Origin of the sequence: Xanthomonas vasicola pv. musacearum NCPPB 4379 (genome assembly GCF_000277895.2) — a bacterium.
GTDB classification, from domain to species: domain Bacteria; phylum Pseudomonadota; class Gammaproteobacteria; order Xanthomonadales; family Xanthomonadaceae; genus Xanthomonas; species Xanthomonas vasicola.
The window spans coordinates 1,102,651-1,128,464 of sequence record NZ_CP034655.1; the positions used below are offsets into that span (position 1 = coordinate 1,102,651).

33 protein-coding genes are annotated in these 25,814 nt (G+C 60.7%); 32 read left to right on the forward strand and 1 reads right to left on the reverse strand.

The genetic code is table 11. The features are described from left to right. The first annotated feature begins 120 nt into the window (after positions 1-120). The 5 genes from rpoC (at position 121) to tuf (ending at position 8,905) form a co-directional block, all read left to right on the forward strand. Positions 121-4,338 carry a DNA-directed RNA polymerase subunit beta' gene (rpoC, locus tag KWO_RS05120; RefSeq protein WP_010376344.1) on the forward strand — a complete coding sequence of 1,406 codons (4,218 nt, stop codon included), beginning with the start codon at positions 121-123 and terminating at the stop codon, positions 4,336-4,338. 218 nt (positions 4,339-4,556) lie between these two features. Beyond that, complete coding sequence (gene rpsL / locus KWO_RS05125; protein WP_010367274.1) at positions 4,557-4,931, forward strand: 30S ribosomal protein S12; 375 nt, start codon at positions 4,557-4,559, stop codon at positions 4,929-4,931. Between the two features lie 12 nt (positions 4,932-4,943). Next, the gene (gene rpsG / locus KWO_RS05130) at positions 4,944-5,411 is read left to right on the forward strand and encodes a 30S ribosomal protein S7 (protein ID WP_005917592.1); all 468 of its coding nucleotides are present in this window, start codon (positions 4,944-4,946) and stop codon (positions 5,409-5,411) included. Positions 5,412-5,548: 137 nt separating this feature from the next. Beyond that, entirely contained in the window at positions 5,549-7,666 is a 2,118-nt protein-coding gene (fusA, locus tag KWO_RS05135) for an elongation factor G (RefSeq protein ID WP_010367255.1), read from the forward strand. A 48-nt stretch (positions 7,667-7,714) separates the two neighbouring features. Continuing rightward, positions 7,715-8,905 (forward strand): elongation factor Tu, encoded by a 1,191-nt coding sequence (tuf, locus tag KWO_RS05140; RefSeq protein WP_010376339.1) that lies wholly within the window; start codon positions 7,715-7,717, stop codon positions 8,903-8,905. 467 nt (positions 8,906-9,372) lie between these two features. Here tuf and KWO_RS05145 read toward each other — a convergent pair whose 3' ends face one another. Then, entirely contained in the window at positions 9,373-10,047 is a 675-nt protein-coding gene (locus tag KWO_RS05145) for a hypothetical protein (protein WP_010379332.1), read from the reverse strand. 1,477 nt (positions 10,048-11,524) lie between these two features. On the opposite strand from KWO_RS05145, the gene rpsJ reads away from it, so the two are divergent. The 27 genes from rpsJ (at position 11,525) to rplQ (ending at position 25,780) form a co-directional block, all read left to right on the forward strand. Beyond that, positions 11,525-11,860, forward strand: a complete 336-nt coding sequence (rpsJ, locus tag KWO_RS05155; RefSeq protein WP_008571672.1) for a 30S ribosomal protein S10 — start codon at positions 11,525-11,527, stop codon at positions 11,858-11,860. Between the two features lie 11 nt (positions 11,861-11,871). Further along, positions 11,872-12,522: a 50S ribosomal protein L3 gene (gene rplC, locus KWO_RS05160; protein WP_010371052.1), complete on the forward strand. Its 651-nt coding sequence runs from the start codon at positions 11,872-11,874 to the stop codon at positions 12,520-12,522. A gap of 12 nt (positions 12,523-12,534) precedes the next feature. Next, positions 12,535-13,140: a 50S ribosomal protein L4 gene (gene rplD, locus KWO_RS05165; RefSeq protein WP_010371054.1), complete on the forward strand. Its 606-nt coding sequence runs from the start codon at positions 12,535-12,537 to the stop codon at positions 13,138-13,140. Further along, complete coding sequence (rplW, locus tag KWO_RS05170; protein ID WP_002811694.1) at positions 13,137-13,436, forward strand: 50S ribosomal protein L23; 300 nt, start codon at positions 13,137-13,139, stop codon at positions 13,434-13,436. The genes rplD and rplW overlap by 4 nt, the downstream gene beginning before the upstream one ends. Positions 13,437-13,446: 10 nt before the next feature. After that, a complete protein-coding gene (gene rplB / locus KWO_RS05175; RefSeq protein ID WP_010379336.1) occupies positions 13,447-14,274 on the forward strand; it encodes a 50S ribosomal protein L2 in 828 nt (275 codons plus the stop codon). A 6-nt stretch (positions 14,275-14,280) separates the two neighbouring features. Continuing rightward, on the forward strand, positions 14,281-14,550 hold the full coding sequence (rpsS, locus tag KWO_RS05180; RefSeq protein ID WP_005993369.1) for a 30S ribosomal protein S19: 270 nt from the start codon (positions 14,281-14,283) through the stop codon (positions 14,548-14,550). Positions 14,551-14,562: 12 nt separating this feature from the next. Next, on the forward strand, positions 14,563-14,898 hold the full coding sequence (gene rplV, locus KWO_RS05185) for a 50S ribosomal protein L22 (RefSeq protein ID WP_002811686.1): 336 nt from the start codon (positions 14,563-14,565) through the stop codon (positions 14,896-14,898). A 17-nt stretch (positions 14,899-14,915) separates the two neighbouring features. After that, positions 14,916-15,650 carry a 30S ribosomal protein S3 gene (gene rpsC, locus KWO_RS05190; RefSeq protein ID WP_010379340.1) on the forward strand — a complete coding sequence of 245 codons (735 nt, stop codon included), beginning with the start codon at positions 14,916-14,918 and terminating at the stop codon, positions 15,648-15,650. Positions 15,651-15,655: 5 nt separating this feature from the next. Then, positions 15,656-16,069, forward strand: a complete 414-nt coding sequence (gene rplP / locus KWO_RS05195) for a 50S ribosomal protein L16 (RefSeq protein ID WP_003486706.1) — start codon at positions 15,656-15,658, stop codon at positions 16,067-16,069. Then, positions 16,069-16,254 carry a 50S ribosomal protein L29 gene (gene rpmC / locus KWO_RS05200; protein WP_003486703.1) on the forward strand — a complete coding sequence of 62 codons (186 nt, stop codon included), beginning with the start codon at positions 16,069-16,071 and terminating at the stop codon, positions 16,252-16,254. The genes rplP and rpmC overlap by 1 nt, the downstream gene beginning before the upstream one ends. Positions 16,255-16,265: 11 nt before the next feature. Then, entirely contained in the window at positions 16,266-16,535 is a 270-nt protein-coding gene (gene rpsQ / locus KWO_RS05205; RefSeq protein WP_010371082.1) for a 30S ribosomal protein S17, read from the forward strand. 14 nt (positions 16,536-16,549) lie between these two features. Then, on the forward strand, positions 16,550-16,918 hold the full coding sequence (gene rplN / locus KWO_RS05210; RefSeq protein ID WP_002811674.1) for a 50S ribosomal protein L14: 369 nt from the start codon (positions 16,550-16,552) through the stop codon (positions 16,916-16,918). A 15-nt stretch (positions 16,919-16,933) separates the two neighbouring features. Further along, a complete protein-coding gene (rplX, locus tag KWO_RS05215) occupies positions 16,934-17,251 on the forward strand; it encodes a 50S ribosomal protein L24 (protein ID WP_006450639.1) in 318 nt (105 codons plus the stop codon). A gap of 11 nt (positions 17,252-17,262) precedes the next feature. Then, complete coding sequence (gene rplE / locus KWO_RS05220; RefSeq protein ID WP_010371090.1) at positions 17,263-17,805, forward strand: 50S ribosomal protein L5; 543 nt, start codon at positions 17,263-17,265, stop codon at positions 17,803-17,805. An 18-nt stretch (positions 17,806-17,823) separates the two neighbouring features. Then, positions 17,824-18,129: a 30S ribosomal protein S14 gene (rpsN, locus tag KWO_RS05225; RefSeq protein WP_010379341.1), complete on the forward strand. Its 306-nt coding sequence runs from the start codon at positions 17,824-17,826 to the stop codon at positions 18,127-18,129. Positions 18,130-18,333: 204 nt separating this feature from the next. Then, complete coding sequence (rpsH, locus tag KWO_RS05230; RefSeq protein ID WP_010371096.1) at positions 18,334-18,732, forward strand: 30S ribosomal protein S8; 399 nt, start codon at positions 18,334-18,336, stop codon at positions 18,730-18,732. A 16-nt stretch (positions 18,733-18,748) separates the two neighbouring features. Then, positions 18,749-19,276, forward strand: a complete 528-nt coding sequence (gene rplF / locus KWO_RS05235) for a 50S ribosomal protein L6 (protein ID WP_010371099.1) — start codon at positions 18,749-18,751, stop codon at positions 19,274-19,276. A gap of 89 nt (positions 19,277-19,365) precedes the next feature. After that, positions 19,366-19,725: a 50S ribosomal protein L18 gene (gene rplR, locus KWO_RS05240; RefSeq protein WP_010371104.1), complete on the forward strand. Its 360-nt coding sequence runs from the start codon at positions 19,366-19,368 to the stop codon at positions 19,723-19,725. A 158-nt stretch (positions 19,726-19,883) separates the two neighbouring features. Beyond that, positions 19,884-20,426, forward strand: a complete 543-nt coding sequence (gene rpsE, locus KWO_RS05245) for a 30S ribosomal protein S5 (protein ID WP_003486682.1) — start codon at positions 19,884-19,886, stop codon at positions 20,424-20,426. Next, a complete protein-coding gene (rpmD, locus tag KWO_RS05250; RefSeq protein WP_010379342.1) occupies positions 20,419-20,610 on the forward strand; it encodes a 50S ribosomal protein L30 in 192 nt (63 codons plus the stop codon). Before rpsE ends, rpmD begins: the two co-directional genes overlap by 8 nt. Before the next feature lie 4 nt (positions 20,611-20,614). Next, complete coding sequence (gene rplO / locus KWO_RS05255; protein ID WP_003486676.1) at positions 20,615-21,058, forward strand: 50S ribosomal protein L15; 444 nt, start codon at positions 20,615-20,617, stop codon at positions 21,056-21,058. A 7-nt stretch (positions 21,059-21,065) separates the two neighbouring features. Further along, positions 21,066-22,430, forward strand: coding sequence for a preprotein translocase subunit SecY (gene secY, locus KWO_RS05260; protein ID WP_003486674.1), 1,365 nt, complete (start codon positions 21,066-21,068; stop codon positions 22,428-22,430). A 332-nt stretch (positions 22,431-22,762) separates the two neighbouring features. Next, positions 22,763-23,119: a 30S ribosomal protein S13 gene (gene rpsM / locus KWO_RS05265; protein WP_003486672.1), complete on the forward strand. Its 357-nt coding sequence runs from the start codon at positions 22,763-22,765 to the stop codon at positions 23,117-23,119. A 10-nt stretch (positions 23,120-23,129) separates the two neighbouring features. Further along, positions 23,130-23,522 carry a 30S ribosomal protein S11 gene (rpsK, locus tag KWO_RS05270; protein WP_003486671.1) on the forward strand — a complete coding sequence of 131 codons (393 nt, stop codon included), beginning with the start codon at positions 23,130-23,132 and terminating at the stop codon, positions 23,520-23,522. A gap of 15 nt (positions 23,523-23,537) precedes the next feature. Further along, positions 23,538-24,164 (forward strand): 30S ribosomal protein S4, encoded by a 627-nt coding sequence (gene rpsD, locus KWO_RS05275; protein WP_010371121.1) that lies wholly within the window; start codon positions 23,538-23,540, stop codon positions 24,162-24,164. 53 nt (positions 24,165-24,217) lie between these two features. Continuing rightward, positions 24,218-25,216: a DNA-directed RNA polymerase subunit alpha gene (locus tag KWO_RS05280; protein WP_010379346.1), complete on the forward strand. Its 999-nt coding sequence runs from the start codon at positions 24,218-24,220 to the stop codon at positions 25,214-25,216. Positions 25,217-25,396: 180 nt separating this feature from the next. Continuing rightward, positions 25,397-25,780, forward strand: coding sequence for a 50S ribosomal protein L17 (rplQ, locus tag KWO_RS05285; protein WP_003486665.1), 384 nt, complete (start codon positions 25,397-25,399; stop codon positions 25,778-25,780). Positions 25,781-25,814: the final 34 nt, after the last annotated feature.

Genomic DNA, 25,814 nt, shown 5'->3' on the forward strand with positions numbered 1-25,814 from the left:
GGTAGAGACGAGCGCCCGGTGCGTTCGCTCTTCCGGGGCAAGGTTCCCTGATCTCCGTCCCGATCAAAGCTATTCGCGTTTCATCTCAGATACGAAATTCCTCCGACCCGGAGATATCAAATGAAAGACCTGCTCAACCTCTTCAATCAGCAGCGCCAGACGCTGGATTTCGACGCGATCAAGATCGCGCTGGCGTCGCCGGACCTGATTCGTTCGTGGTCCTACGGCGAAGTGAAGAAGCCCGAAACCATCAATTACCGGACCTTCAAGCCCGAGCGTGACGGCCTGTTCTGCGCCGCCATCTTCGGACCGATCAAGGACTACGAATGCCTGTGCGGCAAGTACAAGCGCATGAAGCACCGTGGTGTGGTCTGCGAAAAGTGCGGCACCGAAGTCACTCTGGCCAAGGTGCGCCGCGAGCGCATGGGTCACATCGACCTGGCTTCGCCGGTCGCGCACATCTGGTTCCTCAAGTCGCTGCCCTCGCGCATCGGTTTGATGCTGGACATGACCCTGCGTGACATCGAGCGCGTGCTGTACTTCGAAGCCTATGTCGTCACCGAGCCGGGTCTGACCCCGCTCGAGCGCCGCCAGCTGCTGACCGAGGAGCAGTACCTGACCGCACGCCAGGAGTACAACGACGATTTCGACGCCGCTATGGGCGCCGAGGCCGTGTACGAATTGCTGCGCACGATCGACCTGCAGTCGGAAATGACCCGCCTGCGCGAAGAAATCGCCAGCACCGGTTCGGAAACCAAGCTCAAGCGGCTGACCAAGCGCATCAAGCTGATCGAAGCCTTCCTGGAATCGGGTAACCGTCCGGAATGGATGGTCATGACCGTGTTGCCGGTGCTGCCGCCGGATCTGCGTCCGCTGGTGCCGCTGGATGGCGGCCGCTTCGCGACTTCGGATCTGAACGATCTGTACCGCCGCGTCATCAACCGCAACAACCGTCTGCGTCGCCTGCTGGAGCTCAATGCGCCGGATATCATCGTGCGCAATGAAAAGCGCATGCTGCAGGAATCGGTCGATGCACTGCTGGACAACGGCCGTCGCGGCCGTGCCATCACCGGCACCAATAAGCGTCCGCTGAAGTCGCTGGCCGATATGATCAAGGGCAAGCAGGGCCGGTTCCGTCAGAACCTGCTCGGCAAGCGCGTGGACTACTCCGGTCGTTCGGTCATCACCGTCGGTCCGTACCTCAAGCTGCACCAGTGCGGCCTGCCGAAGAAGATGGCGCTTGAGCTGTTCAAGCCGTTCGTGTTTGCCAAGCTGCAGCGTCGTGGCCTGGCTACCACCATCAAGGCCGCCAAGAAGCTGGTCGAGCGCGAAGAAGCTGAAGTATGGGACATCCTGGAAGAAGTGATTCGCGAGCATCCGGTGCTGTTGAACCGTGCGCCGACCCTGCACCGTTTGGGCATCCAGGCGTTCGAGCCGGTGTTGATCGAAGGCAAGGCCATCCAGCTGCATCCGCTGGTATGTACGGCCTTCAACGCCGACTTCGACGGCGACCAGATGGCTGTCCACGTTCCGCTCTCGCTGGAAGCTCAGCTGGAAGCGCGTGCGCTGATGATGTCCACCAACAACATCCTGTCGCCGGCCAACGGCGAGCCGATCATCGTGCCGTCGCAGGACGTGGTGTTGGGCCTGTATTACATGAGCCGCGCTCTTGAGAACAAGAAGGGCGAAGGCATGGTGTTCGCTAACACCAGTGAAGTGAAGCGCGCCTATGACAACCGTGTGGTCGAACTGCATGCCAAGGTCAAGGTCCGCATCACCCAGGTCGACGTGGACGCAGTCGATGGCAAGCGCACCAGTGGTACCTCAATCGTGGACACCACGGTCGGCCGTGCATTGCTGAGCGAAATCCTGCCCGAAGGCCTGCCGTTCCAGCTGGCCAACACCGAGATGACCAAGAAGAACATCTCGCGTCTGATCAACTCCAGCTACCGCCTGCTGGGCTTGAAGGACACCGTCGTGTTCGCCGACAAGCTGATGTACACCGGTTACGCCTACGCAACCCGCGCCGGCGTGTCGATCGGTATCGACGACATGCTGATCCCGGACGAGAAGAAGGGCATCCTCACCGAGGCCGAAGCCGAAGTGCTGGAAATCCAGGAGCAATACCAGTCGGGTCTGGTCACCGCTGGCGAGCGCTACAACAAGGTCGTGGATATCTGGTCGCGTACCAGCGAGCGCATCGCCAAGGCGATGATGGACACCATCGGTACCGAAAAGGTCGAAAACGCCAAGGGCGAGACCATCGACCAGAAGTCGATGAACTCGCTGTACATCATGGCCGACTCCGGTGCCCGTGGTAGTCAGGCGCAGATCCGTCAGCTGGCCGGTATGCGCGGCCTGATGGCGCGTCCGGACGGCTCGATCATCGAGACGCCCATCAAGGCGAACTTCCGCGAAGGTCTGAACGTGCAGGAGTACTTCAACTCCACCCACGGTGCCCGTAAGGGTCTGGCCGATACCGCGCTGAAGACTGCGAACTCCGGTTACCTGACCCGTCGTCTGGTCGACGTGGCACAGGACGTGGTGATCACCGAAATCGATTGCGGCACCACCGAAGGGTTGATCATGACCCCGATCGTGGAAGGCGGCGACGTGGTGGAGCCGTTGAAGGAGCGCGTGCTGGGCCGTGTGGTGGCAGAAGACGTCTACCTGCCGGGCAACGACGAAGAGCCGATCGTCACCCGCAACACGCTGCTCGACGAAGCCTGGGTTGCCAAGCTCGAAGACGCCAGCGTGCAGTCGGTGAAGGTGCGTTCGACCATCAGCTGCGAATCCTCGTTCGGCGTGTGCGCACGCTGCTACGGCCGCGATCTCGCACGTGGCCACCAGGTCAACATCGGCGAAGCGGTCGGCGTCATCGCCGCCCAGTCGATCGGTGAGCCGGGTACCCAGCTGACCATGCGTACGTTCCACATCGGTGGTGCGGCATCGCGTGCCGCTGCGGTGGACAACATCACCGTCAAGACCACCGGTTCGGTGAAGTTCAACAACCTCAAGTCGGTGGCGCATGCCAGTGGCTCGCTGGTTGCGGTCTCGCGTTCTGGCGAGCTGTCCGTGCTCGATGGCCACGGCCGCGAGCGTGAGCGTTACAAGTTGCCGTACGGCGCCACCATCACCGCCAAAGACGGCGATGCGGTCAAGGCCGGTCAAAGCGTTGCCAACTGGGATCCGCATAACCACCCGATCGTGTCGGAAGTGGCCGGTTTCATCCGCTTCATCGACTTCGTCGACGGCGTCACCGTCATCGAGAAGACCGACGAACTGACCGGTCTGGCCTCCCGCGAAATCACCGACCCGAAGCGTCGCGGTGCACATGCCAAGGAACTGCGTCCGATCGTGCGCATCGTCGATGGCAAGGGCAATGACCTGACGATCCCGAACACGGATCTGCCGGCTCAGTACCTGCTGCCGCCGCGCTCCATTGTCAACCTGCAGGACGGCGCCGCCGTCGGCGTGGGCGACGTGGTGGCCAAGATTCCACAGGAAGCGTCCAAGACCCGCGACATCACCGGTGGTTTGCCGCGCGTTGCCGACTTGTTCGAAGCACGCAAGCCGAAGGATCCGGCGATCCTGGCCGAGCGCTCGGGCATCATCAGCTTCGGTAAGGACACCAAGGGCAAGCAGCGCCTGATCATCAAGGACACCGATGGTTCGGAACACGAAGAGTTGATTCCCAAATACCGCCAGATCATCGTGTTCGAAGGCGAGCACGTGACCAAGGGCGAGACCGTGGTGGACGGCGAGCCGAGCCCGCAGGACATCCTGCATCTGCTGGGTGTCGAACCGCTGGCCGCGTATCTGGTCAAGGAAATCCAGGACGTGTACCGCCTGCAGGGCGTGAAGATCAACGACAAGCACATCGAGGTGATCACTCGCCAGATGCTGCGTAAGGTCGAGATCGTCGATCAGGGCAATAGTAAGTTCCTCAACGGCGAGCAGGTCGAGCGCCAGCGCGTCATCGAGGAAAATGCCCGTCTGGTCAAGCGCAACGAACTGCCGGCCAAGTACGATCCGGTGTTGCTGGGTATCACCAAGGCGTCGCTTGCCACCGAGTCGTTCATCTCGGCGGCATCGTTCCAGGAGACCACTCGCGTGTTGACAGAGGCAGCCGTCCGCGGCACCCGCGACAACCTGCGCGGTCTGAAGGAAAACGTCATCGTGGGTCGCCTGATTCCGGCCGGTACCGGTCTGGCGTACCACGCTGGACGTCGCAAGTCTTCGGGTCTGACCGACTCGGAAATGGAAACGCTGTCGGGCAAGCCGGCAGTTGCCGAACCGGTCGCAGCTGTGGCCGACGCTGGCGCGGACGAGGAGTAAGCGCTCCGACGGCGGTCGCAAGCCCGCTGTAAGCCACGCGAAAAGGAGGGCAGGAGGCCCTCCGTTTTCCGGCCTTGGATGGGCCAGTAGGTTCAGATTCCGTGAAGTTGACGGAGTTTCGTCCTGCCAGCTATACTTCTCTGTCTCGGTGGGCCGGTCTCGGCCTGCCTTTGTTTTCGTGCAGGCCGTCTCGGCCTCTCAATCAGAAGAATCAACTGATGACGACGATCAATCAGCTGGTCCGCAAGCCTCGGCAAGCGACCACCTACAAGAGTGCCTCCCCGGCACTGGACAAGTGTCCGCAGCGCCGCGGCGTCTGCACACGCGTCTACACCACTACCCCGAAGAAGCCGAACTCGGCCCTGCGTAAAGTCGCCAAGGTGCGTCTGACGAATCAGGAAGAGGTCATCAGCTACATTGGTGGTGAAGGCCATAACCTGCAGGAGCACTCCGTGGTCCTGATTCGCGGTGGCCGCGTCAAGGATCTTCCCGGTGTGCGTTATCACACCCTCCGTGGTGTGCTGGACGCCGCCGGCGTCGCAAAGCGCCGTCAAGGTCGTTCCAAGTACGGCGCCAAGCGCCCGAAGAGCTAAGGAAATACTCAAATGTCCCGTAAAGGTTCTACTCCGCAGCGCACCGTCCTGCCAGATCCAAAGCATGGCAGCGAAACCATTGCCCGCTTCATCAACATGGTGATGCAAAGTGGCAAGAAGTCGGTTGCTGAGAAAATTGTCTATGGCGCAATGGACGTCATTGGCGAAAAGAATCCGAATGCCATCGAGCTGGTGCAGAAAGCACTGGACAACGTGGCCCCGGCTGTCGAAGTTAAATCGCGTCGCGTTGGTGGTGCTACCTATCAGGTGCCCGTCGAAGTGCGCTCCTCCCGTCGCATGGCGCTGGCAATGCGCTGGTTGATCGATTCCGCGCGCAAGCGTGGCGAGAACACCATGCCGCGTAAGCTGGCTGCAGAACTGTTGGACGCCTCGGAAAGCCGCGGCGGCGCGATCAAGAAGCGCGAAGAGACGCACCGTATGGCGGAGGCGAACAAGGCGTTCGCACATTACCGCTGGTGACCTCGTGGGCCTTGGTAACGGGGCCCTTCAGCACCATATGAGTGCTGTTTGCGACGCATCTTGCGTCGCATCCAATCCGAAGGCCGCCGAAAGGCGGCGTTCGGCCATCCGAAATCCAAGAAATTGAGAGGCTCCCCGTGGCCCGCACCACCCCTATCGAGCGTTACCGCAACTTCGGCATCATGGCCCACATCGATGCCGGCAAGACCACCACGTCCGAACGCATCCTGTTCTACACCGGTGTGAGTCACAAGATCGGCGAAGTCCATGACGGCGCTGCAGTGATGGACTGGATGGAGCAGGAGCAGGAGCGTGGTATCACCATCACCTCCGCTGCGACCACCGCGTTCTGGTCGGGTATGGACAAGTCCATGCCGCAGCACCGTTTCAACATCATCGACACCCCCGGGCACGTCGACTTCACCATCGAAGTGGAGCGCTCCTTGCGCGTGCTCGATGGTGCGGTGTTCGTGCTGTGCGCCGTCGGTGGCGTGCAGCCGCAGTCCGAGACCGTGTGGCGTCAGGCCAACAAGTATTCCGTGCCGCGCATGGCCTTCGTCAACAAGATGGACCGTACCGGTGCCAACTTCGACAAGGTCGTTGAGCAGCTGAAGGCCCGTCTGGGTGCGTACGCCGTGCCGATGCAGGTGCCGATCGGCGCCGAAGACGGCTTCGAAGGCGTGGTTGACCTACTGAAGATGAAGGCGATCCACTGGGATACCGCATCGCAGGGCACCACCTTCGAATACCGTGATATCCCGGCCGATCTGGTCGATGTCGCGACCGAGGCACATTCGTTTATGGTCGAAGCGGCTGCAGAAGCCAGCGAAGACCTGATGGACAAGTACCTCAACGAAGGCGACCTGAGCGAAGAAGAGATCTTGCAGGGTCTTCGCGAGCGCACCCTGAAGGTCGAGATCGTGCCGGTGTTCTGTGGCTCGGCGTTCAAGAACAAGGGCGTGCAGGCCATGCTCGACGGCGTCGTGCACCTGTTGCCGTCGCCGGCCGACCGTCCGCCGGTCGCAGGTATCGACGAAGACGAGAAGGAAGACACGCGCGCTGCGACCGATACCGCGCCTTTCTCGGCGTTGGCGTTCAAGATCATGACCGACCCGTTCGTGGGCTCGCTGACGTTCTTCCGTGTCTATTCGGGCACGCTGAACTCCGGCGACCAGGTCTACAACCCGGTCAAGTCGAAGAAAGAGCGCGTGGGCCGCATCCTGCAGATGCACTCCAACAATCGCGAAGAGATCAAGGAAGTGCGCGCTGGTGACATCGCCGCTGCCGTGGGTCTGAAGGACGTCACCACCGGTGACACGCTATGTGCGCAGGACAAGATCATCACCCTGGAGCGCATGGTGTTCCCGGAGCCGGTGATCTCGATGGCGGTGGAGCCGAAGACCAAGTCGGACCAGGAAAAGATGGGCATGGCCCTGGGCCGTCTGGCGCAGGAAGATCCCTCGTTCCGCGTCAAGACCGACGAAGAATCCGGCCAGACCATCATCTCGGGCATGGGCGAGTTGCACCTGGACATCATCGTCGACCGCATGCGTCGCGAGTTCAATGTCGAGGCCAACGTCGGCAAGCCGCAGGTGGCCTACCGCGAAACGATCCGGAAGTCCGACGTCAAGTCTGACTACAAGCACGCCAAGCAGTCCGGTGGTAAGGGTCAGTACGGTCACGTCGTGATCGAGCTGTCGCCGATGACCGAGGAAGAGCGCAAGAGCGACAACGTCAAAGACGATTTCTTGTTCGTCAACGACATCACCGGCGGCATCATTCCGAAGGAATTCATCCCCTCGGTCGAAAAGGGTCTGCGCGAAACGATCACCAGTGGTCCGATCGCCGGCTTCCCGGTGGTGGGCGTGAAGGTCAAGCTGGTGTTCGGCTCGTACCATGACGTTGACTCCTCGGAAATGGCGTTCAAGCTGGCCGCGTCGATGGCGTTCAAGCAGGGCTTCGCGAAAGCCAGCCCGGTGTTGCTGGAGCCGATTATGAAGGTCGAGATCGTCAGCCCGGAGGATTACCTGGGTGACGTGATGGGCGACGTGAGCCGCCGTCGTGGCGTGTTGCAGGGTCAGGACGACAGCCCGTCGGGCAAGATCATCAATGCGATGATTCCGCTGGGTGAAATGTTCGGTTACGCGACTTCGCTGCGCTCCATGAGCCAGGGTCGTGCGACGTTCTCGATGGAATTCGATCATTACGAAGAGGCACCGGCCAACATCGCCGACGCCGTCACCAAGAAGGGCTGAGTTCGCTCAGCTCCTTCTCACAAATTTTTCAATTAGAGGTAGTTAGTCATGGCAAAAGCTAAATTCGAGCGCACCAAGCCGCACGTGAACGTCGGCACCATCGGTCACGTTGACCATGGCAAGACCACGTTGACCGCTGCGCTGACCAAGATCGGTGCCGAGCGTTTCGGTGGTGAGTTCAAGGCGTACGACGCGATCGACGCGGCGCCGGAAGAGAAGGCGCGCGGCATCACGATTTCGACCGCCCACGTCGAGTATGAATCCCCGAACCGTCACTACGCACACGTTGACTGCCCCGGCCATGCCGACTACGTCAAGAACATGATCACCGGTGCAGCGCAGATGGACGGCGCGATCCTGGTGTGTTCGGCCGCTGACGGCCCGATGCCGCAGACCCGTGAGCACATCTTGCTCTCGCGTCAGGTCGGTGTGCCGCACATCGTCGTGTTCCTGAACAAGGCCGACATGGTCGACGACGCCGAGCTGCTCGAGCTGGTCGAAATGGAAGTGCGCGAACTGCTGAGCAAGTACGACTTCCCGGGCGATGACACGCCGATCATCCACGGTTCGGCGCGTCTGGCGCTGGACGGCGATCAGAGCGACATCGGCGTGCCGGCGATCCTGAAGCTGGTCGATGCGCTGGACACCTTCATCCCCGATCCGACCCGCGACGTTGATCGTCCGTTCCTGATGCCGGTGGAAGACGTGTTCTCGATCTCGGGCCGCGGCACCGTGGTGACCGGTCGTATCGAGCGCGGCATCATCAAGGTTGGCGACGAAATCGAAATCGTCGGTATCCGCGATACGCAGAAGACCACCGTGACCGGCGTGGAAATGTTCCGCAAGCTGCTGGACCAGGGTCAGGCAGGCGACAACGCCGGTCTGCTGCTGCGCGGCACCAAGCGTGACGACGTGGAGCGCGGCCAGGTGCTGTGCAAGCCGGGTTCGATCAAGCCGCATACCGAGTTCGAAGCCGAAGTCTACGTGCTGTCGAAGGACGAGGGTGGCCGTCATACCCCGTTCTTCAAGGGCTACCGTCCGCAGTTCTACTTCCGCACCACCGACATCACTGGCGCTTGCCAGCTGCCGGAAGGCGTGGAAATGGTGATGCCGGGCGACAACGTGAAGATGGTTGTGACGTTGATCAATCCGGTCGCGATGGACGAAGGTCTGCGTTTCGCTATCCGTGAAGGCGGCCGCACCGTCGGCGCCGGCGTGGTTGCCAAGATCATCAAGTAAGAAATGCCTGCAGCACGGCAGCTTCGGCTGCTGTGCCACAGGAAAGAAAAGGTCGGCGAAAGCCGGCCTTTTTCTTTGCCCGCGTGTTGGACTAGAGCTGGGACAGGCGCGGGAATGCGTCGCAGAGGCACTTTGGCATGAAACGTAATGGCCCGGCGCATCACGTGCGCGGGAGCGCCCAGAGCCAGGCAATGCCCACGCAATGGGAGGCCTCGTCTGCCTGACGTCTAACCGCATTCGTGCAACGCCCTGTTCGTGCAGCTCGTTGCGTGTTTTTGTAGCCACTACCGACTCGCGAATGGATGCAAGCCGCTGCAAAGATAAAGACAAAAAGACGGTACCTGTCCCACCAGGAGTCTCTGCATCAGAGAGCATGGGGCGCTGCATGCGCAGGTCGCATCGGCGACGCGATCGCGGGAAGTCGACACAACGATGCCGCGCAGCATGCGCGCAGACGCTGGCGGTCATTAGCGAATGCCGCTGATCAGGCCGCTCTTCGCGCCCTTTAGCAGATCCAGGCCGGGCAAGCCGAAGTTGTCCAACTCCTGTTTGGTGGTTGCGATGTTCAGCCCGACGATGGCCGAGTTATCCCGGTCCACGTCCACACCCAGTGGCATGGCGGCGAACTGGACATAGTCGCGGCTGGCGTTCCATTGTGGGCTGCCACCGATCGCTGGAAGGATGCGGTCGATATGGGTGCCCGCCGGCTGCCCGAGCAGGTCGAAGGGTAGGGGCGCCTTCGGATCGGCGAAGGTAATCAGGTTGCTGACACGAGCATTGCGGAATCCCACGGCCAACGCGCGTTGGATGAGCTTGCCGGCTGGATGCGGATGCTGGGCCAGCTGCGCTTTGAAATTACGTGGGTGCAGGTACAGCAAGCTAAGCCTGCCCTGATCTGCTGCATCGGTGCGGGTGACATTCGGTTGGCCCAGCGCGGCCAGGACTTGTTGCATGCGCATTCCAAGTGCGACTGGACCGATGCGTGTGCATGCAACGGGCAGGGTGGCCGCGCTGGCGGAGGTCGCAAACGCTTGGTGCAACGCGTCCGTGCAGGCAATGCCGTCCTTGCTGGCGGCGTGGGACTGCGGAACGACAAGGCCAAAAAGCAGCAGGCCGAGCAGCGAGAGCGAGTACTGGGACATCGGGAATCTCCGGTGCGGGATCGTGCAAGAACAAGGCAGGGAGAGCTCCCTGCCTCGCAACAGCATTGAATATGGCTTGCGGGGAAAAGCCGTCCTCGCGTCGGCTGGGCTGGTCATAACGCCTTGTCTGCCTCCGCCTGGGTGCGCTTGAAGGCGAGTCCCGCACATGCGCCGAAAGTTCTCGACGCACAGTGTCGTTCTTCAAGACATAAGCGAGCGCCTGCTCCGCCTGGTTGGATGGCGCGGGCTGCTTGGCCTGTGGTGACCGTTGCGGCGATGGCGAGAAATAGCATCACGAACACGCGTGGCCGGCAAAGGAACTTCGTGGGAGATCACCGTTAGGAATTTGTGTGTTGGTATTCGTGTGCATCATGGTGACGATCAGACCCGCCAGCACGCAGCTAAGAAGCTTGCTTGTTATGAGCATGCTGGAAGTGTCCCAATACTTTGCCGCACCGACTGACGCGCAGAGTGCCCAACCACTTGACGAGAGAAGCGTGGATATGGTTCGCATGCCGTGATGCTCCGGGATGGCGAGAAATCGCCTTCCGGTGTGGAGCGGACGAAGTTGCTCATCAATCTTTTCGCAGGCCGGCCTGCGGCACTAGCGGCCCGGTGAGGTGAACGCGCTGGGTGTGGTGACCGGCACAGAGCCATGCCACGATCACTGCAGCAACTCCAGATCGCCGCGATAGTCCAGAACTGGACTGGCCCAGACATGCCCCACTAGGGAATCGAGCACCTCGCCGCGGAAAAGCGAATTTCCATTTCGCACTGCCCCGACCTCATCGTTCCGTTATGAGCGCCGCGCCGATCCGGCCCGGTGGTGGGCACCGTGCATCAACACGGCGGAGGTCGTCCCGGCGGACGCTGGCAGGCTTCGCTTTCGCGGCCTTTCGCCGTTGCGGCGATATTCACGGCGGCGTCAGCTAGCCTTGCTGGATGTTCGAGGCGTTTCTACGCCGTGGCACTGGACGCGCCGGCGCTATCATGGCACTGCAGTCTGGCCGAGCGATTTCACGCTCAGATCCCGCCCGGAAGCTCATTCAATCGGCTGCACAGTGCAGGTTGTTAGCCGGAGCGCGCTGCCCACCTGTCGGGATCCGCTGCTGGGCTGAGTGGAAGCGAGGAAGAATGCTTGCGCACGCCGCAGTAGAGCGCTAAAATGGGCGGCTCGGTGTCCCTGGGTAGGGCGCTGAGTTCCAGCGAAAAGAACGGCAGGAAGCCGCTCGTGTTCGCCAGACCGGGAAGGTCGCGTTGCAGGGAGCGCCAACAACTCACGTGTTGTTGACGGTGTTCTTGTTGCGCATTATACTTTTCTGTCTGGGCAGGCCGGTTTACCGGGCTGCCTGAGTTTTTGGGCGGAGGAAATGCCCTCGCTTGCAGGACGCACTGCGATTTCATCAACGTCAGGAATATCGGGGCAGGTATCCCAGAGGCCTTGCCCGTCGCTCTTTTAACGAAGGAACCCACCGTCATGGCGGAGCAAAAGACCGGTCAGAAGGCGGATCAAAAGATCCGTATCCGGCTGAAGGCGTTCGATCATCGTTTGATCGACCGTTCGGCCAGCGAGATCGTCGAAACGGCTAAGCGGACCGGCGCGCAAGTGCGTGGCCCGATCCCGTTGCCGACCAAGATCGAACGTTACACCATCCTCGTATCCCCGCATGCCGACAAGGATGCGCGTGACCAGTACGAAACCCGCACGCACAAGCGTGTGCTCGATATCATCGACCCGAACGACAAGACCGTGGACGCGCTGATGAAGCTCGAACTCGCGGCTGGCGTTGACGTCCAGATCAAGCTGACCTGAGGACTACGACCATGACGAAGAAATATTCGTTGGGCTTTGTGGGCCGCAAGGCTGGTATGAGCCGCTTCTTCACTGAAGACGGCCGCTCGGTACCGGTCACGCTGATCGAAGCAACTCCGAACCGCATCGCGCAGATCAAGACCGTCGAAGTCGACGGCTACAGCGCTGTGCAGATTACCGTTGGCGCCCGTCGTGCCGCGCTGGTCAACAAGCCGGCTGCAGGCCACTTCGCGAAGGCGAAGGTGGAAGCGGGTCGCGGCCTGTGGGAATTCCGTGTTGAGGATGCCCAGCTCGGCGATTTCGCCGTCGGCGGCGAAATCAAGGCGGACATCTTCGAGGTCGGCCAGAAGGTCGACGTCCAGGGCGTCACCAAAGGTAAGGGTTTCCAGGGCACCATCAAGCGCTACAACTTCCGTATGGGCGATGCAACTCACGGTAACTCGCTGTCGCATCGCGCGCCGGGTTCGTTGGGTCAGCGCCAGACCCCGGGTCGCGTTTTCCCGGGTAAGAAGATGTCGGGCCACATGGGCGCCGTGCAGCAAAGCACGCAGAACCTGGAAGTGGTCAAGGTCGACGTCGAGCGTGGTCTGATTGCTATCCGCGGCGCCGTGCCTGGCGCAGCTGGTGGCGACGTGATCGTCCGTCCGGCGAGCAAGGCATAAGGAGAGATGACGATGGAACTCGTTATCACGGGTAGCAACAACAAGGTCTCGGTCTCCGATGCCGTGTTCGGTCGCGAATTCAGCGAAGATCTGGTTCACCAGGTCGTCGTCGCTTATCGCAACGCCGGTCGCGCCGGTACCAAGGCACAGAAGACGCGTTCGGAAGTTGCGGGCACGACCAAGAAGTCGAAGAAGCAGAAGGGCGGCGGTGCGCGTCATGGCGCGCTCACGGCTCCGATCTTCGTCGGCGGCGGCGTGACCTTCGCGGCCAAGCCGCGCAGCTTCGAGCAGAAGGTCAACCGCAAGATGTACCGTGCGGCCATCTGCGCGATCTTCTCCGAGCTGAACCGTCAGGGGCGTCTGATGATCGTGGACGCGTTCGACCTCGAAGCGACCAAGACCAAGGGCCTGATCGAAAAGCTCAAAGGACTGGACGTGGGCAAGCGCCCGCTGATCGTCACCGAAGAAGCTTCCGAGCACCTGTATCTGTCCGCTCGCAATCTGCCGTATGTGCAGGTGCGTGACGTGCAGGGTCTGGATCCGGTCGCTCTGGTCGGGGCCGATACGGTCGTGATCACCGCCGATGCGGTCAAGAAGGTCGAGGAGTGGCTGGCATGAGCAGCAACGAAAAAATCTTCAGCGTGCTGCGTGCTCCGCGAGTCTCCGAAAAGACCGCGCGCCTGCAGGAAATCTCCAACCAGTATGTCTTCGAAGTTTCGAACGAAGCCACTAAAGCCGATGTAAAGGCCGCGGTTGAGCAGCTGTTCGACGTCAAGGTCAAGGCAGTCAACGTGGTCAACGTGAAGGGCAAGAGCAAGTCCTTCCGTAACCGTGCTGGCAGCCGTGGCAATTGGCGCAAGGCGTACGTCCGCCTGGTTGATGGTCAGTCCATCGACGTAACGGCCAAGGCCTGAGGTCCATCCCATGCCATTGATGAAGTTCAAACCCACCTCTCCCGGCCGTCGTTCCGCCGTGCGCGTGGTTACTCCCGATCTGCACAAGGGCGCACCGCACGCGGCGCTGCTCGATTCGCAGAGCAAGTCCGGTGGTCGTAACCACCACGGCCGCATCACCGTGCGTCACGTCGGTGGTGGCCATAAGCAGCATTACCGCATCATCGACTTCAAGCGCAGCAAGGAAGGCATTCCGGCGCGTGTGGAGCGGATCGAATACGATCCGAACCGTACCGCTCATATCGCCCTGTTGTGCTATGTCGACGGCGAACGCCGCTACATCATCGCCCCCAAGGGCCTGAAGGTGGGCGACCAGGTCATTGCCGGTGCCAACGCACCGATCAAGACCGGTAACACGCTGCCGCTGCGTAACATCCCGGTCGGTACGACGGTTCACGGTATCGAGCTGAAGCCGGGTAAGGGCGCTCAGATCGCACGTGCTGCCGGTGCAGCCGTCCAGTTGGTCGCTCGCGAAGGCATCTATGCCACGCTGCGTCTGCGTTCGGGCGAAATGCGCAAGGTGCCGGTCGAGTGCCGCGCCACCATCGGCGAAGTCGGCAACGATGAGCACAACCTCGAGAAGTTGGGCAAGGCCGGCGCCAAGCGTTGGCGCGGTGTTCGCCCGACCGTTCGCGGTGCGGCCATGAACCCGGTCGATCACCCGCACGGTGGTGGTGAAGCGAAGGCTGGTCAGGGTAATCCGCATCCGGTCACCCCGTGGGGTGTTCCGACCAAGGGTTACAAGACGCGCAAGAACAAGCGCACCCAGCAGTTCATCGTCCGCGATCGTAGGGGCTAATCGACCATGGCACGTTCACTTAAGAAGGGCCCGTTCGTCGATCACCACCTTGCAAAGAAGGTGGAGTCCGCTGCGGGTAGCAAGAAGCCGATCAAGACCTGGTCGCGCCGTTCGATGATCCTGCCCGAAATGGTAGGCATCACCATCGCCGTGCATAACGGCAAGAACCACATTCCGGTGCTCGTCAACGAGAATATGGTCGGCCACAAGCTCGGCGAATTTGCCGTCACCCGGACCTTCAAGGGTCACGGTGGCGACAAGAAGTCGAGCAGGTAAGGAGAGATGACGATGGAAGCGAAAGCAATCCTGCGCACCGCGCGCATCTCCCCGCAGAAGGCCCGACTGGTCGCTGACCAGGTGCGTGGTTTGTCCGCCGAGCGTGCGGTCAATCTGCTGAAGTTCTCGGATAAAAAGGCTGCACACCTGATCAAAAAGGTTGTGGAGTCGGCAATTGCCAATGCCGAGAACAATCAGGGCGCGGATGTCGACGAGCTGAAGGTCAAGACCATCATGGTTGATGAAGGTCCGTCCCTGAAGCGTTTCATGGCGCGGGCGAAAGGCCGCGGTACCCGCATCCTCAAGCGCACCAGTCACATCACTGTGATTGTCGGCGCCGCCAAGTAAGCGGAAAGGAAAAGACCATGGGTCATAAAGTTCATCCGACTGGAATCCGTCTTGGTATCTCCAAAGACTGGAACTCCAAGTGGTACGCAAACAAGGGCGATTTCGCTGCCTATCTGGCAGCCGACCTGAAAGTGCGTGAAATGCTGCGCAAGAAACTCGCGCAGGCAGGTGTCAGCAAGATTTTGATCGAGCGCCCTGCCAAAACCGCCCGCGTGACCATTCACACGGCCCGTCCGGGTGTGGTGATCGGCAAGCGTGGCGAGGACATCGAAAAGCTGCGTAAGGAAGTGAGCGAACTGATGGGCGTTCCGGCCCACATCAACGTCACCGAAGTGCGCAAGCCTGAGCTGGATGCGCAGCTGGTCGCCGAGTCGATCGCGCAGCAGCTTGAGCGTCGCATCATGTTCCGCCGTGCAATGAAGCGCTCGGTCGGCAACGCGATGCGCCTGGGTGCCCTGGGCATCAAGGTCAATGTGGCTGGCCGCCTCAACGGTGCAGAAATCGCCCGTTCGGAGTGGTACCGCGAAGGCCGCGTGCCGCTGCACACGCTACGTGCCGACATTGATTACGGTTTTGCCGAAGCGTCCACGACGTACGGCATCATCGGTATCAAGGTCTTGATCTATAAGGGCGAAGTCTTCGACTTCTCTCAGGTTGGCCAGGAGAAGCAGGACGACAGCCCGCGCAACGATCGTAACGATCGCGGCGACCGTGGTGACCGCCCGTCGCGCCCGGCTCGTGAAGCGAGGTAACGGCAATGTTGCAACCCAAGCGAACCAAATATCGCAAGATGCACAAGGGCCGCAATGACGGCCTGGCATGGAGCGGAAACGCCGTCAGCTTCGGCGAATACGGCCTCAAGGCCACGGCGCACGGTCAGCTGACCGCACGCCAGATTGAAGCAGCACGCCGCACGATCAGCCGCCACGTCAAAAAGGGCGGCAAGATGTGGATCCGTGTGTTCCCCGACAAGCCGATCACCAAGAAGCCTATCGAAGTCCGCATGGGCTCCGGTAAGGGCAACGTGGAGTACTGGGTGGCGCAGATTCAGCCGGGCCGCATGATCTATGAAATCGAGGGGATCCCCGAAGAGACCGCACGTGAGGCGTTCCGCCTTGCCGCTGCCAAGCTCTCGGTGACCACCACTTTCGTGACCCGGACGGTGCGCTGATGGATATCAAACAACTCCGCGAGAAGTCGGCTGACGAATTGAAGGCCCACCTGACCGATCTGCGTAAGGAGCAGTTCTCGCTCCGTATGCAGCAGGTCACCGGCCAGCTGCCGAAGACCCACGAAACCCGCCGGGTGCGCCGCGAGATTGCTCGCGTCAAGCACCTGCTCGGCAGCACCAAGTAAGGACGGCCGCGATGAGCGACAATAACGAAAAGCAAGCGCTGCGCACGGTCGAAGGCCGTGTCGTCAGCAACAAGATGGACAAAACGGTCACCGTGTTGGTGGAGCGCCAGGTCAAGCATGCTCTGTACGGCAAGTACATCAAGCGCTCGACCAAGCTGCACGCACACGACGCCGATAATGCCTGCAACGAAGGCGACGTCGTGCGTGTGACCGAGATTGCTCCGATGTCCAAGACCAAGAACTGGCGGGTGGTCGAAATCGTCACCCGTTCGGCCGAATAAGGGAGATCTGAATCATGATCCAGATGCAGAGCTACCTCGATGTCGCCGATAATTCGGGTGCCAAGGAAGTGATGTGCATCAAGGTGCTGGGCGGCTCGAAGCGCCGTTACGCACGCATTGGTGACATCATCAAGGTGACCGTCAAGGACGCCATTCCGCGTGGCAAGGTCAAGAAAGGCGAAGTCTACGACGCCGTCGTGGTGCGTACCCGCAAGGGTGTGCGCCGTCCCGACGGTTCGCTGATCCGCTTCGATGGCAACGCCGCTGTGCTGTTGAACAATAAGCAGGAGCCGATCGGGACCCGCATCTTCGGGCCGGTGACGCGCGAGCTGCGTTCCGAGAAATTCATGAAGATCGTCTCGCTCGCTCCCGAAGTGCTGTGAGCGGAGGACATACACATGGCTAACCGTATCAAAAAGGGCGACCAGGTCGTCATCAACACCGGCAAGGATAAGGGTAAGCAGGGTGAAGTTGTGCGTGTGGACGGCGATCGCGTGATCGTCTCCAACGCCAACATCATCAAGCGCCACACCAAGCCGAACCCGCAGGCAGGCGTTGCCGGCGGCGTGGTCGAGCGTGAAGCGTCGATCCATATCTCCAACGTCAATATCGTCAACCCGGCAACGGGTAAGGGCGAGCGCGTTGGCTTCAAGGTGCTGGAGGATGGACGCAAATTGCGTGTGTTCCGCTCCAGCGGTGAGGCGCTCGACGCCTGAGGAATGAGATCATGAACACTCGTCTCGAAAAGTTTTACAAGGAAAACGTGGTGCCGGCCCTGATGAAGGAATTCGGCTACACCAATCCGATGGAAGTGCCGAAGCTGGTCAAGGTCACGCTCAACATGGGCGTGGGCGAAGCCGCTACCAACAAGAAGATTCTGGAAAATGCGGTCGCCGACATGTCCAAGATCTCCGGTCAAAAGCCGGTGGTCACCAAGTCGCGCGTTTCGGTCGCATCCTTCAAGATTCGCGACGGTTGGCCGATCGGCTGCAAGACCACCTTGCGTCGCGCCAAGATGTACGAATTCCTGGATCGCCTGATCAACATCTCGTTGCCGCGCGTGCGCGACTTCCGTGGTGTGTCTGGTCGCTCCTTCGACGGCCGTGGCAATTTCAATATGGGTGTGAAGGAACAGATCATCTTCCCGGAAATCGACTTCGACGCCGTCGACGCGATTCGCGGTATGGATATCGCCATCACCACCACCGCCAAGACGGATGCGGAAGCGAAGGCGCTGCTGGCAGCGTTCAAGTTCCCGTTCCGTAACTGACCGTCGAGGAAATCCGAAATGGCAAAGACCTCTATGATTCACCGCGACATCAAGCGTTCAAAGTTGGCGAAGAAATTTGCCGGCAAGCGTGATGCGCTGAAGAAGATCCTCTCCAGTCAGGATGCGTCCTACGAAGAGAAGATCGATGCTTCGACCAAGTTGCAGAAGCTGCCGCGCGATTCGTCGCCGAGCCGCCACCGCAACCGTTGCGAGTTATCCGGTCGTCCGCGCGGTGTCTACCGCAAGTTCGGTCTGGGCCGCAACATGCTACGCAAGGCCACGATGAACGGCGACGTTCCGGGCCTGCGTAAGGCGAGCTGGTAACAGCATCCCGGCCGTCCGCGGCCGGATTGAGCAGGATTGTTCTGTTCAACAAGGGAGTCCGACGCAAGTCGGGCTCTTTTGTCGTATACTTCCGCTTCTGTCTTGCCCGTATGGGCCTGGCATGGCGTCAAGGGTCCTGGCCCGTCCCCAGGAAAACACAAGATTTTCGCGAAAGCGGATATCGGTGCACTCAAAGGTACTCACATGAGCATGACTGATCCCATCGCCGACCTGCTGGTTCGCATCAAGAATGCGGCCGCGGTTGGTAAGCAGACGGTGAAATTGCCGTCGTCCAAGATTAAGGTTGCGATCGCCCAAGTCCTGAAGGACGAGGGTTACATCACCGACCTGCGCGTTACGGCCACCGAAAACAACAAGTCGGAGCTGGAAATCGTGCTGAAGTATTTCGAAGGCCGTCCGGTCATTGAGACCTTGAAGCGTTTCTCGCGCTCGGGTCTGCGTCAGTACCGCGGCAAGACCGAGCTGCCCAAGGTCCTCGGTGGCCTGGGTATTGCCATCATCTCCACGTCGAAGGGCATCATGACCGATGCGCAGGCTCGCGAAGCCGGCGTTGGTGGTGAAGTTCTGTGCTTCGTGGCCTAAGGGAAAGGAACCGAACATGTCCCGTGTAGCCAAGAAGCCTGTCTCCCTTCCGAAGGGTGTTGAACTCAACGTCCAGCCTGAACTGGTCAGCGTCAAGGGCCCGAAGGGCACGTTGACCCTGCCGAAGCCGACTGGCGTCGAAATCGCCATTGATGGCGACGTTGCCACCTTGTCGGCCAATGACCCGTCGCAGATCGCCATCACCGGTACCGTGCGCGCCATCCTGGCCAATATGGTCAAGGGTGTCTCAGAAGGCTTCGAGCGCAAGCTCGAGCTGGTCGGCGTCGGTTACCGCGCTGCCATGCAGGGCAAGGATCTGAGCCTGGCGCTCGGTTTCTCGCACCCGCTGGTGTTCGTGGCGCCTGAAGGCATCACGCTGTCGACCCCTACCCAGACCGAAATTCTGGTCCAGGGCGCCGACAAGCAGCGCGTCGGCGAAGTTGCCGCCAAGATTCGCGGTTTCCGTCCGCCGGAGCCCTACAAGGGCAAGGGTGTGAAGTACGCCGGTGAAGTCATCATTCGCAAGGAAGCCAAGAAGGCCTAAGGCAGGTCCCTCTGCGAAGAGCTCGGCGATCCATGGCCGGACTTTCAATGCAAAGCCTGTTTTCCTTCAGCTTCCGTAGGACACATATCATGAGCATCAACAAGAACATCGCCCGTCTGCGTCGCGCCAAGTCCACCCGCTCGCACATCCGTGAGCTGGGCGTCGCCCGTCTGTCGGTGCTGCGCACCGGTCAGCATCTGTACGCGCAGGTCTTCACTGCCGACGGCTCCAAGGTGATCGCTGCGGCGAACACCCTGCAGGCCGACGTCAAGGACGGCCTGAAGAACGGCAAGAACAGCGATGCGGCCGTCAAGGTCGGCAAGCTGATCGCCGAGCGCGCCAAGGCTGCGGGCATCGAGAAGGTCGCATTCGACCGCTCGGGCTACCGCTACCACGGCCGCATCAAGGCGCTCGCCGATGCAGCGCGCGAAGGCGGCCTGCAGTTCTAAGCACTGCTGCAGATGTGGTCATCGACCACATCTGCAATACCGCCGGCAGGGAGATGCCGGACCGTCCCGTTCTTTTGCAACGGAGCCGGGAACACAGCGTGACTCCACAACCATAAGCGGCTTCGAGCCGTACATACTCAATCAATCAAGGAATCAAGATGGCAGAAGAACGTGCACCGCGGGGTCGTGATCGCGACCGTAACCGCGAAGAGAAAGTCGACGATGGCATGATCGAAAAGCTGGTCGCGGTCAATCGCGTCAGCAAGACGGTCAAGGGCGGTCGCCAGTTCACCTTCACCGCGCTGACCGTGGTCGGCGATGGTCTGGGCAAGGTTGGTTTCGGTTATGGCAAGGCGCGCGAAGTGCCGGTCGCCATCCAGAAGTCGATGGAACAGGCGCGCAAGAACCTGGCCACTGTCGATCTGAACAACGGCACCTTGTGGCATGCCGTCAAGTCAGGCCATGGTGCAGCACGCGTTTATATGCAGCCGGCTTCGGAAGGTACGGGCGTCATCGCTGGCGGCGCCATGCGCGCTGTGCTGGAAGCGGTTGGCGTCAAGAACGTGCTGGCCAAGGCAGTTGGTTCGCGTAACCCGATCAACCTGGTCCGTGCAACCCTAAAGGGTCTGTCGGAAGTGCAGTCGCCGGCGCGTGTTGCGGCCAAGCGCGGCAAGAAGGTGGAGGAGCTCAATCATGGCTAAGGACACCGACAAGACCGTGAAGGTGCGCCTGGTGCGCGGTCTGCGTGGAACCCAGTCGCGTCACCGCCTGTCGGTGCGTGCGTTGGGCCTGAATAAGCTCAACGATGTGCGTGAACTGAAAGACAGCCCGCAGGTGCGTGGTCTGATCAATACGGTTCACTACCTCGTCAAGGTTGAGGAGTAATCCCATGACTCTGCGTCTCAATGACCTCAAGCCGGCCGACGGCGCCCGCACCGAGCGCACCCGCGTCGGTCGTGGTATCGGTTCGGGCCTTGGCAAGACCGCTGGTCGCGGTCACAAGGGTTCGTTCGCTCGTAAGGGTGGCGGCAAGATCAAGGCCGGCTTCGAAGGCGGCCAGACCCCGATGCAGCGCCGTCTGCCGAAGATCGGTTTCCGCTCCAAGATGGCGCGCGATACCGCAGAAGTGTTGTCCTACCAGCTGGATAAGCTGGATGCCGGTGATGTCGACTTTGCAGCGCTGCGTGCGGCCAATCTGGTCCCGAGCCGCGCCAAGAAGGCGAAGATCGTACTGAAGGGCGAGCTGAGCAAGAAGTTCGTGCTGAAGGGCGTTGCGGCAACCGCAGGCGCCAAGGCAGCAATCGAAGCTGCCGGCGGCAGCGTAGAGGAGTAATCGGCAGATGGCGCAGGCTGGCATTGGTAACCTCGGTGGCGGGCTCGGCAAGTTCACAGAACTTCGCCAGCGGTTGCTGTTCGTCCTCGGGGCATTGATCGTTTATCGCATCGGCTGCTATGTGCCGGTGCCTGGCGTGAATCCCGATGCCATGCTTTCGTTGATGCAGGCGCAGGGCGGCGGCATCGTGGACATGTTCAACATGTTCTCGGGCGGCGCCCTGCACCGTTTCAGTATTTTTGCGTTGAATGTAATGCCGTACATCTCGGCATCGATCGTGATCCAGTTGGCCACGCACATCTTTCCCGCCCTCAAGGCGATGCAGAAGGAAGGCGAATCCGGTCGACGCAAGATCACCCAATATTCGCGTATCGGTGCGGTGTTGCTGGCAGTGGTGCAGGGCGGCAGTATCGCGCTGGCACTACAGAATCAGACCGCGCCTGGTGGCGCTCCGGTGGTATATGCGCCGGGTATGGGTTTCGTGCTCACTGCGGTCATCGCGTTGACTGCCGGCACCATCTTCCTGATGTGGGTTGGCGAGCAGGTCACTGAGCGCGGCATCGGCAACGGCGTCTCGCTGATTATCTTCGCTGGTATCGTGGCAGGCCTGCCGTCGGCGGCCATCCAGACTGTCGAAGCATTCCGTGAAGGCAATCTGAGCTTCATTTCGCTGCTGTTGATCGTTATCACGATCCTGGCGTTCACGCTATTCGTCGTGTTCGTCGAACGAGGACAGCGTCGGATTACGGTGAACTACGCGCGCCGCCAGGGCGGTCGCAATGCGTACATGAATCAGACCTCGTTCCTGCCGTTGAAGCTAAACATGGCTGGGGTGATTCCGCCGATCTTCGCCTCCAGCATCCTGGCATTCCCGGCGACGCTGTCGATGTGGTCGGGTCAGGCGGCATCGGGTGGTATCGGTTCGTGGCTGCAGAAGATCGCGAACGCGCTTGGGCCCGGTGAGCCGGTGCACATGTTGGTGTTTGCGGCGCTGATCATTGGTTTCGCGTTTTTCTACACCGCCCTGGTGTTCAACTCGCAGGAAACCGCCGACAACCTCAAGAAGTCGGGCGCGCTGATTCCGGGTATTCGTCCAGGCAAGGCCACCGCAGATTACGTCGATGGCGTGCTGACCCGTCTGACCGCTGCCGGTTCGCTGTACCTGGTGATCGTCTGCCTGTTGCCGGAAATCATGCGCACGCAGCTCGGCACCTCGTTCCATTTCGGCGGCACCTCGCTGTTGATCGCGGTGGTGGTGGTGATGGACTTCATTGCGCAGATCCAGGCGCACCTGATGTCGCATCAGTATGAGAGCTTGCTGAAGAAGGCCAACCTCAAGGGCGGCTCGCGCGGCGGTCTTGCGCGCGGTTAAGTGGTACACTAGATCTTCATTGCGTGAAGACGGCCTGGTTCCCGGGCCACGGTCTTCCGATCAGAAGGGCGGCTCGCGCGACGTCTCGCGCGCGGGTGTGACGGGGTGGTCCTGTGCGGGAGTAGCACAGGCGATTCGGAGCAATTTTCTGGATCAACACCGTCCGGCGCCGGAGCGAGGGCACACTCCCCACGCCGGGTTCATGGAACCTCTGGTTCCACGGGCTTCAAAGCAATCCGAGGCCTTGCTATAATTCCGAGTTAACTTTTGATCCATCCTGCCGGATGGCGCCTGGGCGCTGTCGGGCCATCACTCAGTTGGAGAATCGCGTCATGGCGCGTATTGCAGGCGTCAACCTGCCAGCCCAGAAGCACGTCTGGGTCGGGTTGCAAAGCATCTACGGCATCGGCCGTACCCGTTCGAAGAAGCTCTGCGAATCCGCAGGCGTTACCTCGACCACGAAGATTCGTGATCTGTCCGAACCCGAGATCGAGCGCCTGCGCGCCGAAGTCGGCAAGTATGTCGTCGAAGGCGACCTGCGCCGCGAGATCGGTATCGCGATCAAGCGACTGATGGACCTGGGCTGCTATCGCGGTCTGCGTCATCGCCGTGGTCTCCCGCTGCGTGGTCAGCGCACCCGTACCAACGCCCGCACCCGTAAGGGTCCGCGCAAGGCGATCAGGAAGTAAGGGATAGATCATGGCAAAGCCAGCAGAAAAGAAAACGAAGAAGAAGATCAAGCGCGTCATCACTGATGGCGTCGCTCACGTCCACGCTTCGTTCAACAACACCATCGTCACAATCACCGATCGCCAGGGCAATGCGCTGTCGTGGGCGACGTCCGGCGGCGCCGGTTTCCGTGGTTCGCGTAAGTCGACCCCGTTCGCTGCTCAGGTTGCCGCCGAAAAGGCTGGCCGCGCTGCGCTCGATTACGGCGTGAAGTCGTTGGAAGTGCGTATCAAGGGTCCGGGTCCGGGCCGTGAGTCGGCCGTGCGTTCGTTGAACAACGTGGGCTACAAGATCACCAACATCATCGACGTGACGCCAATCCCGCATAACGGGTGCCGTCCGCCGAAGAAGCGTCGCGTCTAAAGGGAGCGATAAGAAATGGCTCGTTATATCGGTCCTACCTGTAAGCTCGCGCGCCGCGAAGGCGCCGACCTTTCTCTCAAGAGCCCGGCGCGTGCGCTGGACTCCAAGTGCAAGCTTGAGCAGAAGCCCGGCCAGCACGGAGCGGCTCGCAAGGGCAAGCTCTCCGACTACGCTACCCAGCTGCGTGAAAAGCAGAAGGTCAAGCGTATCTACGGTCTGCTGGAACGCCAATTCCGCAACTACTACAAGAAGGCCTCGACCAAGAAGGGCAACACCGGCGAGATCCTGCTGCAGTTGTTGGAGACCCGTCTGGACAACGTCTGCTACCGCATGGGCTTTGCTGTCACCCGTCCGGCCGCGCGCCAGCTGGTGTCGCACCGTGGCGTGCTGGTCAATGGCAAGTCGGTGAATCTGGCTTCGTACCAGATCAAGGCTGGCGATGCGATCACGTTGTCGGAAAAGGCACAGAAGCAGCTTCGCGTGCAGGAAGCGCTGACCGTGGCTGAGCAGCACGACATGACGCCGTCGTGGGTTGAAGTCGATTCGAAGAAGTTCAGCGGCGTGTTCAAGGCCGTTCCGGATCGCGCTGACCTGCCTTCGGATATCAACGAAGCGCTGATCGTCGAGTTGTATTCGAAGTAATTCACATTGGAGAACCTCCGGTACTGCCGGAGGTTCGCAGGAGACCCCGCAACATGACGGTTACCGCCAACCAGGTTCTGCGCCCCCGTGGTCCGCAGATCGAACGTCTTACCGACAACCGTGCCAAGGTCGTGATCGAACCCTTGAAGCGCGGTTACGGGCACACGCTGGGCAATGCCCTGCGTCGTGTGTTGTTGTCGTCGATCCCCGGTTTTGCGATCACCGAGGTCGAGATCGACGGCGTGCTGCACGAGTACACCACGGTCGAAGGTTTGCAGGAAGACGTGCTTGACGTCCTGCTGAACCTGAAAGACGTGGCAATTCGTATGCACAGTGGCGACAGCGCCACGCTGTCGTTGTCCAAGCAGGGTCCGGGTACGGTCACTGCGGCAGACATCAGGACCGATCACAACGTTGAGATCATCAACGGCGACCACGTGATCTGCCACCTGACCAAAGACACCGCATTGAACATGCGTCTGAAGATCGAGCGTGGTTTCGGCTATCAGCCGGCTGCTGCGCGTCGTCGTCCGGACGAAGAAACCCGCACCATCGGTCGTTTGATGCTGGATGCGTCGTTCTCGCCCGTGCGTCGCGTTGCCTATGCCGTGGAAGCTGCGCGTGTTGAACAGCGCACCGACCTCGACAAGCTGGTGATCGATATCGAAACCAACGGCACGATCGATGCCGAGGAAGCCGTGCGCACCGCCGCCGACATCCTTAGCGATCAGCTGTCGGTATTCGGCGATTTCACCCACCGCGATCGCGGTGCGGCCAAGCCGGCTGCCAGCGGCGTGGATCCGGTGCTGCTGCGCCCGATCGACGACCTCGAGTTGACCGTGCGTTCGGCCAATTGCCTCAAGGCCGAGAGCATCTATTACATCGGCGATCTGATTCAGAAGACCGAAGTCGAGCTGCTCAAGACCCCGAATCTGGGCAAGAAGTCGCTAACCGAAATCAAGGAAGTGCTGGCACAGCGCGGTCTTGCACTGGGCATGAAGCTGGAGAACTGGCCGCCGGCCGGTGTCGCCCAGCACGGCATGCTTGGTTAATGCATCAAGGCATGGGCGTCTTCGGGCGCCCATGCTGTTTTTTCTGCATCGACGGGCCAGAGCCTGCGATGACATCCGGTCAAAGGACGGCCGGCTCGGACCAACCGCAGTCCATTCAACAGCGCCAGGATGGCGACAACGTCACTCAGTAGTCTCAATATTCCTTAGGAAATCACACTCATGCGTCACCAGAAATCCGGCCGTAAATTCAACCGTACCAGCGCGCACCGCGAAGCCATGTTCCGCAATATGGCCGCCTCGCTGTTCAAGCACGAGCTGATCAAGACCACCTTGCCGAAGGCCAAGGAACTGCGTCGCGTCGCCGAGCCGCTGATCACCATCGGCAAGGTCGATGGCGTTGCCAATCGTCGTCTGGCGTTTGCTCGCCTGCGCGACAAGGAAGCAGTGGGCAAGCTGTTTGTCGAACTGGGCCCGCGTTACGCGACCCGTCCCGGCGGCTACCTGCGCATTCTGAAGGCCGGCTTCCGTGCCGGTGACAATGCGCCGATGGCGTATGTCGAACTGGTCGACCGTCCGGTCGTTGCCGAAGAAGTGGCCGAGTAAGTGGATCGCTTCTTTAAAGATTCTTGAAAAAGCC

Bases quoted from the DNA above. Each gene is read 5' to 3' on its own strand.
- rpsQ (WP_010371082.1), top strand. From the start codon at position 16,266: ATGAGCGACAATAACGAAAAGCAAGCGCTGCGCACGGTCGAAGGCCGT.
- rpoC (WP_010376344.1), top strand. From the start codon at position 121: ATGAAAGACCTGCTCAACCTCTTCAATCAGCAGCGCCAGACGCTGGAT.
- rpsH (WP_010371096.1), top strand. From the start codon at position 18,334: ATGAGCATGACTGATCCCATCGCCGACCTGCTGGTTCGCATCAAGAAT.
- rplE (WP_010371090.1), top strand. From the start codon at position 17,263: ATGAACACTCGTCTCGAAAAGTTTTACAAGGAAAACGTGGTGCCGGCC.
- rplX (WP_006450639.1), top strand. From the start codon at position 16,934: ATGGCTAACCGTATCAAAAAGGGCGACCAGGTCGTCATCAACACCGGC.
- tuf (WP_010376339.1), top strand. From the start codon at position 7,715: ATGGCAAAAGCTAAATTCGAGCGCACCAAGCCGCACGTGAACGTCGGC.
- rplQ (WP_003486665.1), top strand. From the start codon at position 25,397: ATGCGTCACCAGAAATCCGGCCGTAAATTCAACCGTACCAGCGCGCAC.
- rpmC (WP_003486703.1), top strand. From the start codon at position 16,069: ATGGATATCAAACAACTCCGCGAGAAGTCGGCTGACGAATTGAAGGCC.
- rpsS (WP_005993369.1), top strand. From the start codon at position 14,281: ATGGCACGTTCACTTAAGAAGGGCCCGTTCGTCGATCACCACCTTGCA.
- rplD (WP_010371054.1), top strand. From the start codon at position 12,535: ATGGAACTCGTTATCACGGGTAGCAACAACAAGGTCTCGGTCTCCGAT.
- KWO_RS05280 (WP_010379346.1), top strand. From the start codon at position 24,218: ATGACGGTTACCGCCAACCAGGTTCTGCGCCCCCGTGGTCCGCAGATC.
- rplP (WP_003486706.1), top strand. From the start codon at position 15,656: ATGTTGCAACCCAAGCGAACCAAATATCGCAAGATGCACAAGGGCCGC.
- rplW (WP_002811694.1), top strand. From the start codon at position 13,137: ATGAGCAGCAACGAAAAAATCTTCAGCGTGCTGCGTGCTCCGCGAGTC.
- rplF (WP_010371099.1), top strand. From the start codon at position 18,749: ATGTCCCGTGTAGCCAAGAAGCCTGTCTCCCTTCCGAAGGGTGTTGAA.
- rplO (WP_003486676.1), top strand. From the start codon at position 20,615: ATGACTCTGCGTCTCAATGACCTCAAGCCGGCCGACGGCGCCCGCACC.
- rplC (WP_010371052.1), top strand. From the start codon at position 11,872: ATGACGAAGAAATATTCGTTGGGCTTTGTGGGCCGCAAGGCTGGTATG.
- rpsN (WP_010379341.1), top strand. From the start codon at position 17,824: ATGGCAAAGACCTCTATGATTCACCGCGACATCAAGCGTTCAAAGTTG.
- rplV (WP_002811686.1), top strand. From the start codon at position 14,563: ATGGAAGCGAAAGCAATCCTGCGCACCGCGCGCATCTCCCCGCAGAAG.
- rpsC (WP_010379340.1), top strand. From the start codon at position 14,916: ATGGGTCATAAAGTTCATCCGACTGGAATCCGTCTTGGTATCTCCAAA.
- rpsM (WP_003486672.1), top strand. From the start codon at position 22,763: ATGGCGCGTATTGCAGGCGTCAACCTGCCAGCCCAGAAGCACGTCTGG.
- rpmD (WP_010379342.1), top strand. From the start codon at position 20,419: ATGGCTAAGGACACCGACAAGACCGTGAAGGTGCGCCTGGTGCGCGGT.
- rplN (WP_002811674.1), top strand. From the start codon at position 16,550: ATGATCCAGATGCAGAGCTACCTCGATGTCGCCGATAATTCGGGTGCC.
- rplB (WP_010379336.1), top strand. From the start codon at position 13,447: ATGCCATTGATGAAGTTCAAACCCACCTCTCCCGGCCGTCGTTCCGCC.
- KWO_RS05145 (WP_010379332.1), bottom strand. From the start codon at position 10,047: ATGTCCCAGTACTCGCTCTCGCTGCTCGGCCTGCTGCTTTTTGGCCTT.
- rpsL (WP_010367274.1), top strand. From the start codon at position 4,557: ATGACGACGATCAATCAGCTGGTCCGCAAGCCTCGGCAAGCGACCACC.
- rpsK (WP_003486671.1), top strand. From the start codon at position 23,130: ATGGCAAAGCCAGCAGAAAAGAAAACGAAGAAGAAGATCAAGCGCGTC.
- rpsD (WP_010371121.1), top strand. From the start codon at position 23,538: ATGGCTCGTTATATCGGTCCTACCTGTAAGCTCGCGCGCCGCGAAGGC.
- rpsE (WP_003486682.1), top strand. From the start codon at position 19,884: ATGGCAGAAGAACGTGCACCGCGGGGTCGTGATCGCGACCGTAACCGC.
- secY (WP_003486674.1), top strand. From the start codon at position 21,066: ATGGCGCAGGCTGGCATTGGTAACCTCGGTGGCGGGCTCGGCAAGTTC.
- rpsJ (WP_008571672.1), top strand. From the start codon at position 11,525: ATGGCGGAGCAAAAGACCGGTCAGAAGGCGGATCAAAAGATCCGTATC.
- rpsG (WP_005917592.1), top strand. From the start codon at position 4,944: ATGTCCCGTAAAGGTTCTACTCCGCAGCGCACCGTCCTGCCAGATCCA.
- rplR (WP_010371104.1), top strand. From the start codon at position 19,366: ATGAGCATCAACAAGAACATCGCCCGTCTGCGTCGCGCCAAGTCCACC.